We start from the raw sequence: 8,417 nt of genomic DNA, 5'->3' as shown, positions 1-8,417 counted from the left end.
CCGACGGGCTGAAGGACTCCGAACGCGGGGCGATGTACGTGCACGGCCGCACCGGCGAGGCATGCCCCGTCTGCGGGGACACCGTCCGGGAGGAGGTGTCCTTCGCGGGCTCCTCGCTCCAGTACCGCCCGCCTGCCGGACCGGCGGGAAGCCTCCGGCGGACCGGGGGACCTCGAAGTTCCCCGAGCGAACCCGCCGGGAGCCCGAGCCCCTGGCCCCAGCCGCCCCCGGCCCGACGCCGTCCGTGAACTCGACGGTGTCCCCGCGGGGGAACGCGCGTTTCACGGAGGCGTTCCACGGACGGCGTTCCCGAGTGCCGGCGCCGGGAAGTGACGGCCCGGCGAAGCGGTGGGGCCGCGCAGCGGGCGGCGCGGGCACCGGCGGCCGCTGGAACGGCGCCTACGCCTTCGGCCCGCTGCCCGCCGTGTCCATGCTGGCGTCGTCCTGCGGCTTCGCGGGCTCCACCACCGGGATGGCGCCTGTGGCGGTCATGCTCGGCGGAGTGAGCACCGAGGCGTAGTCGTGCTCGGTGGAGTAGGCGAGGAAGCCCAGGTGCGCCTCGTAGCGGTCCAGGACGTCGTCGATCACCTGCTGGTGGGACAGGCCCATGAGGTCGTAGCCCTCGGAGCCGGTCTGGGTGAACACCTCGACCCGGTAGTACACGTCCGTCTGGCGGGACATGCGTCCGCCGAACATCGGCACCGGGGCCTCGAGGGCCTGCACCTGGTAGTGGAAGTCGCGGTGTTCGGGAATCATGACCCCCAGCGCGTGACTGGAGATGCCGGTGAGCTCGTTCGGGACCAGGTCCAGCGTGGCCTGGTAGCCCTGCTTCCCGAATTCGCGGACCACGTCGGCCAGCGCCGGCTGCACGGTGCGCTCCATGAACTGGGCCACCTGCTTCTTCGAGGGGTAGGAGCGCATCCGCTCCAGCCGCTGGCGCCAGGTGCGCTCGGGCACGTAGCCGCCGTGCGCCGCCGTCGACTGCCGGCGCAGGACCCGGCCCTCGCGTTCGGCCCGCTCCATGCGCAGGGCCTTGGAGAAGGAGGCCATCACCAGCCAGGCGATGACCGTCACCGGCAGGGCGAAGATGAGCGTCGCGTACTCCATGGTGGTGACCCCGCCGGCCACCAGCATCGCGATGGTCAGCACCGCGGTGAGAACCGCCCAGAAGACGCGCAGCCACTTCGCCCCGTCCTGTGACGGTTTGGGGATCGAGGAGGAGAAGTTGGACATCACCATGGCGCCGGAGTTGGCGCTGGTGAGGTAGAACAGCAATCCGGACAGCGTGCCGAGGCCGATCAGGAAGGCGGCGCCGGGGAACATCTCCAGCAGCGCGAACCAGCCCTTCTCCGGGCTGTCCATGGCCTGCTGGGCGAACTCCGTGTTCCCGTTCAGGACCTGGTGCATGGCGCTGTTGCCGAAGACGCTCACGATCAGGAAGTCGCAGAGCACCGGGGCGGTGATGGCGGCGATGACGAACTCGCGCAGCGTCCGGCCGCGGGAGATGCGGGCGAGGAACAGGCCCACGAACGGGCCCCAGGCCAGCCAGAACGCCCAGAAGAACAGGGTCCAGCCGGCCATCCACTCGGAGCCCCCCTCCTGGTAGGCGAAGGTCTGCAGGGTCCGGTCCGGCAGCGAGAAGACGAACCGGCCGATGTTCTCCACCAGCGCGTTAAGCAGGAACGCAGACTCTCCGGTCACCAGGATGTAGAGCAGCATGGCCGCCGCGCCCCAGATGTTCAGCTCGGAGATCAGCCGGATCCCCTTGTCCATGCCCGAGGTGCAGGCGGCGATGGTCATGATCACGGCCACGATCACCAGCGCGATCTGCAGGGCCAGGCCCTCCGGGAGGCCGAACAGCCAGGCGAAGCCGACGTTCAGCAGCACGACGCCGATGCCCATGGAGGTGGCGACGCCGAAGACGGTGCCGACCAGGGTGACGATGTCGATGGTGTCGCCGATCCCGCCGCGGACGCGCTTGCCGAGCAGGGGGTACAGGGCGGCCCGGATGGACAGCGGCATGCCCCAGCGGTAGGCGAAGTAGCCCATGGCCATGCCGAGCAGCGAGTACATGGCCCAGCCGGCCACGCCGTAGTGGAACATGGTCCAGACCACGGCGTCCTGGGCGGCCGCGGCTGTCTGGCCCTCGCCCGCCGGCGGAGCCATGTACTGGCTGATGGGCCCGGTGACGGAGTAGAAGAGCATGTCGATGCCCACACCGGCGGCGAACAGCATGGCCACCCAGGTGAAGAGCTTGTACTGCGGCCGGGAGTGGTCGGGGCCGAGCCGGACGGAGCCCTGCTTGGACAGCGCGACCCAGAGAACGAACACGATCACCACGGTGACGGTCAGGACGTAGAACCAGCCGAGGTTCTCCGCGATCCAGGCCACCATGGCCCGCATGGTGCCGGCGGCGTGCCCGGGCGCGAACATGGCCCAGAGGGAGAAGGCGACGATGACGGCCGAGGAGATGACGAAGACGCGCCAGTTGACCCTGGGGCCGGGCTCCTCGATGAGTTCCGCGGGGGCCTTGCTGAGTTCCTGACGGGAGACGGGAGGACGGCTCTCGGCCTCCTGGCCGGGGCGCCGCCGTTCGGTGCCGCCGAGGTGGCGGCGCTCGATCGGGGCCTTCGGCGGCTCGCCCCCGGGTCGGGACATATCGGTGGTTTCAGGCATGCGTTCCTCCTCCTGTCGGCGACGAGTTCGGGCGGGCGTCAGCGTGAGCAGAGGTCCGCGGCCTCGATCCCGAAGCGATGGGGGGAGGCTGTGCATGGTGGGTACTCTGTCGTGCGTCCTGCCCGGCCATGGTAGTCCCAATGCCGGATATGCCCCCCGGATGGCGGTTCGCGGGGCAGGGGACCAGGGCGCCGCGCGTGGCCCTCCAGAGCCTGTCTGCCACGTGCCCGTCGTCCGCCCGGAGGGCGGGCTCAGCGGCGTCATGAGCCCTGTTCGAGCGAAGCCGAGAACTTGGGGAAAGCGTGTGATCGCAGGGCGTCGGAGCGCCCTCGACGGGGTCCCCCGCTCGAGCGGATCCGAGAGCGGGGTGCCACGCGGACGCTCCGGGAACGCGGCTGGGGCCCCTGCTCGAAGAGCTCGGGGGAGTGCATGCCGGGCGTCGCCGAACAGGCGGGGGTTTGCCGGACAGGCCTTAGCGGCCGAGGCCGGCGAGGACCGTGCCCACCTGCTGGAGCGCCTGCTCCTCGGCCTCCAGGTCGGGGGTGATGCCCTGGCCGTCGACGCCCCGGCCGGACGGGGTGCGGTAGTGGCCCACGGTCAGTTCGGCGACCGAGCCGTCGGGCAGCCTGCCGGGCATCTGCACCGCGCCCTTGCCGAAGGTGCGGGAGCCCACGACGACCGCCCGTCCGCGGTCCTGGAGAGCGCCGGTGAGCAGTTCGGCCGCGCTCATCGTCCCGCCGTCGACGAGCGCGACCAGGGGTCTGACGGTGTCGCCGCCGGGTTCGGCGTGCAGGGCGCGCTGCTCGCCCTCGACGTCGTACGTGGCGACCAGGCCGCCGTCGAGGAAGGCGGAGGCCGCGGTGACCGCCTCGGCGACCAGTCCGCCGGCGTTGCCGCGCAGGTCGAGGACGATGCCCGCGTCGGCCGGGGCCTTCCGCACGGCGTCCCGGACCTCGTCGCCGGAGCCCTTGGTGAAGGCGGCGACCTTGACGACGGTGATCCCGCCGGGGAGTCCGTCGACGGTGACGGCGTCGCGGGAGAGCCGGGCCCGGCGCAGGGTCTCGCTCCAGGTGCGCGTGCCGCGCTCCAGGCCGAGGCGGACGGTGGTGCCGGCGGATTCGTCGGTGTCGTCACCGCGCAGTAAGGAGACGACCTCGGTGACGGGCCTCCCGTCGACCGTCGCGCCGTCGACGCTGCGCAGCCGGTCGCCCGCGCGGATACCGGCGTCGGCGGCGGGGGTGTCGCTGCCCACCCCGGTCACCTCGATGCGGCCGGACCGTTCCCGGGCCCACAGGCCCACGCCGGTGTACCTGCCGTCGAGGGCGTCCGTGAACTCCTCGTACTCGTCCGGAGAGTAGACGGCGCCCCACCGGTCCCCGCTGCGGCTGACGGCGCGCTGCGCGGCCTCCACGGGGGACGCGCCGGCGGCCATGGCCGCCTCGGCCGCCTCGGCGACCTTTGCGTGGCGGCCGACGGGGGCGGCCGCCTGGGTACTGCCCGCGGCGGGCTGCCGGTCGGTCGGCCCGGGCAGGCTGCCGGTGACCGCGCCGGCTACGAGTACGCCGGTGAACACCAAGGTCAGGGCGCCTCCTCGGCGGATCCGACGGGGCTCGCAGAACAGGGCACGACCTGACATGCCGGTGAGTCTAGGACAACACGAAGGGGCGCACGGCCCGTTGACCGTACGCCCCTCTTGGCAAGAGTCACACCTTCAGATACTTGCGCAGCGCGAAGAAAGCGGCCAGGGCCGGCATCAGGAGACTGGTGGCGAGAATCAGCGGAAGCTTCGTCAGCACCGCGTCCCAGCCGATGAAGCTGATCAGGTTCAGCTTCTCCGACAGCGCCAGTCCGGCGTCGATGATGAAGTACCGGCCGACCAGCAGGAATCCGCAGGCGAGGGCGCCGCCGATGAGTCCGGCGACGGCGGCCTCGGCGATGAACGGCGCCTGGATGTAGAAGCCCGAGGCACCGACCAGCCGCATGATCCCGGTCTCACGCCGACGGCTGAACGCCGAGACGCGCACCGTGTTGACGATCAGCATCAGGGCGACGATCAGCATCAGCGCCATCACCGCGAGGGCGGCCAGGTTCATGCCCTCCAGCAGCCCGAAGAGGTTGTCCAGGATGCCCTTCTGGTCCTGCACGGACTGCACCCCGTCACGCCCGTCGAAGGCGGTCGCGACGACCTGGTACTTCTCCGGGTCCTTGAGCTTGATCCGGTACGACTCCTGCATCTGGTCCGGCGTGAGGGAACTGGCCAGCGGGGAGTCGCCGAACTGCTCCTTGTAGTGCTTGTACGCCGCGTCCTGGGACTCGTAGGTGATCGAGTCGACGACCGTCATCTTCTCCAGGTCGCTCTTGATCTGCCCCTTCTGGTCCTCGGTCACCGCTCCCTTGGCGCAGTTGGGGTCGGACGCGGCGTCACTCTTGTTGCACAGGAAGACGGAGACGTTGACCTTGTCGTACCAGTAGCCCTTCATGCTGGTGACCTGGTCGCTCAGCAGGAGCGAGGCACCGAACAGGGTGAGCGACAGGGCGACGGAGACGACGACGGCGAAGGTCATCGTCAGATTGCGGCGGAGACCGACACCGATCTCCGACAGAACGAACTGGGCGCGCATGGCGTGGGGTTAAGCCTTTCCGTTCCTCGTCAGTGCTGGTAGCCGTAGACGCCGCGTGCCTGGTCCCGGACGAGGCGGCCCTTCTCCAGCTCGATGACGCGCTTGCGCATCTGGTCCACGATGTTCTGGTCGTGCGTCGCCATCACCACGGTGGTGCCCGTCCGGTTGATCCGGTCGAGCAGCTTCATGATGCCCACCGAGGTCTGCGGGTCGAGGTTGCCGGTGGGCTCGTCGCAGATGAGCAGCTTGGGCCGGTTGACGAAGGCCCGCGCGATGGCGACGCGCTGCTGCTCACCGCCGGAGAGCTCACCGGGCCTCCGGTCCTCCTTGCCGCCGAGCCCCACGAGGTCGAGCACCTGCGGCACGGACTTGCGGATCTCGCCGCGGGACTTGCCGATGACCTCCTGCGCGAAGGCGACGTTCTCGGCGACGGTCTTGTTGGGCAGCAGACGGAAGTCCTGGAACACCGTCCCCAGTTGGCGCCGGACCTGCGGCACCTTCCAGTTGGAGACGCGCGCGAGGTCCTTGCCCAGGACGTGCACCTGCCCGTGGCTGGCCCGCTCCTCGCGGAGGATCAGCCGCAGGAAGGTGGACTTGCCGGAGCCCGAGGACCCCACGAGGAACACGAACTCGCCCTTCTCGACCTCCAGGGAGACATCCCGGAGGGCTGGACGGTTCTGTTTGGGGTAGGCCTTGGAGACGTTGTCGAATCGGATCACGGGTGCACCACGGGTCGCCGGGGGTAGATGTGCGTGACCTTACGCGAATCGGAAGGCCGCCCGCAGTCACCGGCCCGGGTTGCGTAACACTTGCGCGCTATATACCGGATGTGCGGGACGGCACACGGAGGGCCGCGCCGATTGCCGCGGAACCTGGCACAGTGGTAGGAGGAACGTTCGCGTGGTCGTGGGCGTTGTACTGACTGGAACCGGTGCGAGGAGGGCGAGCGCATGACGTACGACCGGCTGGTGTGCGCCAACTGCGCCGCACCCGTGAGCGAGGGCCGGTGCCCGGTGTGCCGTGCGAACCGTGAGCGGCTGCAGCAGGTGAACTTCTTCACGGGTCTGAACCCGACGGCGCTGATCGCGCTGCTGGTGGTGCTGGTCGCGGCAGTGGTGCTGCTCGCCCACCAGACCGTCTGACGCAGCGGAGCGGCACCGGACAGCCGGACCCACGGGGCACCCGGGCCACAGGGCCCGTACGGCACGGCTCCCGCACGGAACGGACAGGACAGGGACGCTCGAGGGGCCCGGAGCACATGCACTGCTCCGGGCCCCTCGACCTGTCTCCTGCCGTGCGTACGGTCCGTACGCGCGCCGTCACCGTCAGGCGGCAGCGGCCCCGCGGTTGCCCATGAGGCGCGGCAGCACACGGAAGCCGATGCCACCGGCGATCATCGTGGCGGCGCCGATCACCAGGAAGGTCATCTCGGCGGCACCGGTCTCGGCGAGCTCCTTGCCGTTGCCCTGGGCCGACGGGGCGGGCGCGTCACCCGTGTCGGTGAGGGCCGAGGAGCCCTCCTCCTGGACGGAGGCACCGGCGCCGCCGGCCGGGGCGTTGCCGCCACCGCCGCCGTTACCGCCGCCGGTGCCGCCACCCGGGGTGGTCGGGTTCTCGGTGGGCTCCGTCGGGTCGGTGGGCACCTCGGGCTCCGTGGGCTCCTCCGGGTCGGTGGGCACCTCGGGGTCGGTGGGCACCTCCGGGTCCGTCGGCACCTCGGGGTCGGTGGGCACCTCGGGGTCGGTCGGCTCCTCCGGCTCCTCCGGAATGGTGGTCGGCGGGTCCGTCGGCTCCTCCGGCTCGCCGGTCGGGTCCTCGTCACCGGCCTTCAGGCTGACGCCGACGTTGGCACCCTCGCCCCCGACACCGGCGCTCACGCCTATGTCGAGGGCGGAGGCCGCGCCGGCGGCGGTCAGCGAGGCGCCGGCCGCGATCACGGCGCCGGCCGCGATCCGTGCGACACGGACGCGCGTCTTCTTGGTCATGTGGTTGCTACCCCCAGTAGCTCATCGTCAGTGAGGCGGCGCTCGGGGCGGTGATCAACAGGGCCGACTGCGATGGCAAGCCCCCCGGTTCACATGCGCCCCAGAGATACGCATGCCGAGCCTCACCTTTCCCATTTTTCAAATGAACGTCAAGGCCGTTGCGTACGCGATGTCCGCGTAAGCGCGCTTTGCCGAGAGTGGAAGCTGTGATTGTGACGTAAAAGCCCGACATCCCCGACGCACAAAAGGCAACTGCCGCCCCTGGGGCGGCAGTTGCCTTGTCGACAAAGCGCTGTTCGCGCGCGGGGTTACTTCTCCCGCTGCTTGCGCCAGCGAATTCCGGCCTCCAGGAAGCCGTCGATCTCACCGTTGAACACGGACTCGGGGTTGCCGACCTCCTGCTCCGTGCGCAGGTCCTTGACCATCTGGTAGGGGTGCAGCACGTACGAACGCATCTGGTTGCCCCAGGAGTTGCCGCCGTCGCCCTTGAGGGCGTTCATCTTGGCCTGCTCCTCCTGGCGGCGCCGCTCCAGCAGCTTGGCCTGGAGGACGTTCATCGCGGTGGCCTTGTTCTGGATCTGCGAGCGCTCGTTCTGGCAGGAGACCACGATGCCGGTGGGGAGGTGGGTGAGCCGCACCGCGGAGTCGGTGGTGTTCACGCCCTGGCCGCCGGGACCGGACGACCGGTACACGTCCACCCGCAGCTCGGACTCGTCGATCTCGATGTGGTCGGTCTGCTCGACGACGGGCAGCACCTCGACGCCCGCGAACGAGGTCTGGCGCCGGCCCTGGTTGTCGAAGGGCGAGATGCGCACCAGCCGGTGGGTGCCCTGCTCGACCGAGAGGGTGCCGTAGGCGTACGGCGCCTGCACGGCGAAGGTGGTCGACTTGATGCCGGCCTCCTCCGCGTACGACGTCTCGTAGATCTCGGTCTTGTAGCCGTGCTGCTCGGCCCAGCGCAGGTACATGCGCTGGAGCTTCTCCGCGAAGTCGGCGGCGTCGACGCCGCCGGCCTCCGCGCGGATGTTGACGAGCGCCTCACGCGCGTCGTACTCGCCGGACAGGAGGGTGCGGACTTCCATCTCGTCGAGCGCCTTGCGGACCTTGGTCAGCTCGGACTCGGCCTCCGCGCGGG

General features: G+C 70.2%; 7 protein-coding genes and 1 pseudogene. 2 read left to right on the top strand and 6 right to left on the bottom strand.

Annotated elements, in window-relative coordinates; translation table 11 throughout:
* Positions 1 to 187 (top strand): annotated as a pseudogene (locus tag AOK11_RS45155) (Fpg/Nei family DNA glycosylase); the annotation flags it as partial.
* A gap of 212 nt (positions 188 to 399) precedes the next feature.
* Here AOK11_RS45155 and betT read toward each other — a convergent pair.
* The 4 genes from betT to ftsE all read right to left on the bottom strand — a co-directional run bounded on the left by betT (position 400) and on the right by ftsE (position 6,016).
* Entirely contained in the window at positions 400 to 2,676 is a 2,277-nt protein-coding gene (gene betT / locus AOK11_RS20145) for a choline BCCT transporter BetT (RefSeq protein ID WP_055595119.1), read from the bottom strand.
* Positions 2,677 to 3,148: 472 nt separating this feature from the next.
* The gene (locus AOK11_RS20140; protein WP_167353815.1) at positions 3,149 to 4,312 is read right to left on the bottom strand and encodes a S41 family peptidase; all 1,164 of its coding nucleotides are present in this window, start codon (positions 4,310 to 4,312) and stop codon (positions 3,149 to 3,151) included.
* Between the two features lie 67 nt (positions 4,313 to 4,379).
* The gene (ftsX, locus tag AOK11_RS20135) at positions 4,380 to 5,297 is read right to left on the bottom strand and encodes a permease-like cell division protein FtsX (protein WP_055595117.1); all 918 of its coding nucleotides are present in this window, start codon (positions 5,295 to 5,297) and stop codon (positions 4,380 to 4,382) included.
* 29 nt (positions 5,298 to 5,326) lie between these two features.
* The gene (ftsE, locus tag AOK11_RS20130; protein ID WP_055595116.1) at positions 5,327 to 6,016 is read right to left on the bottom strand and encodes a cell division ATP-binding protein FtsE; all 690 of its coding nucleotides are present in this window, start codon (positions 6,014 to 6,016) and stop codon (positions 5,327 to 5,329) included.
* Positions 6,017 to 6,247: 231 nt separating this feature from the next.
* Between ftsE and AOK11_RS20125 the strand changes: the two genes are divergently transcribed.
* Positions 6,248 to 6,439, top strand: a complete 192-nt coding sequence (locus AOK11_RS20125; RefSeq protein ID WP_055595115.1) for a hypothetical protein — start codon at positions 6,248 to 6,250, stop codon at positions 6,437 to 6,439.
* Positions 6,440 to 6,622: 183 nt separating this feature from the next.
* On the opposite strand, the gene AOK11_RS20120 is transcribed toward AOK11_RS20125, so the two are convergent.
* Together AOK11_RS20120 and prfB are read right to left on the bottom strand one after the other, a co-directional pair.
* A complete protein-coding gene (locus AOK11_RS20120) occupies positions 6,623 to 7,282 on the bottom strand; it encodes an LPXTG cell wall anchor domain-containing protein (protein ID WP_055595114.1) in 660 nt (219 codons plus the stop codon).
* A gap of 308 nt (positions 7,283 to 7,590) precedes the next feature.
* Positions 7,591 to 8,417: peptide chain release factor 2 (gene prfB, locus AOK11_RS20115; RefSeq protein WP_055595113.1), on the bottom strand; the 827-nt coding region annotated here is incomplete at its 5' end.

It is taken from the genome of Streptomyces hirsutus (genome assembly GCF_001418415.1).
GTDB lineage: Bacteria > Actinomycetota > Actinomycetes > Streptomycetales > Streptomycetaceae > Streptomyces > Streptomyces hirsutus.
The sequence above is the reverse complement of the archived record's forward strand: the minus strand, read 5'-3'. Positions and strand labels throughout refer to the sequence as shown.

Coding starts and splice junctions, on each gene's coding strand:
- betT (WP_055595119.1), bottom strand. CDS start 2,676: ATGCCTGAAACCACCGATATGTCCCGACCCGGGGGCGAGCCGCCGAAG.
- AOK11_RS20140 (WP_167353815.1), bottom strand. CDS start 4,312: ATGTCAGGTCGTGCCCTGTTCTGCGAGCCCCGTCGGATCCGCCGAGGA.
- ftsX (WP_055595117.1), bottom strand. CDS start 5,297: ATGCGCGCCCAGTTCGTTCTGTCGGAGATCGGTGTCGGTCTCCGCCGC.
- AOK11_RS20125 (WP_055595115.1), top strand. CDS start 6,248: ATGACGTACGACCGGCTGGTGTGCGCCAACTGCGCCGCACCCGTGAGC.
- AOK11_RS20120 (WP_055595114.1), bottom strand. CDS start 7,282: ATGACCAAGAAGACGCGCGTCCGTGTCGCACGGATCGCGGCCGGCGCC.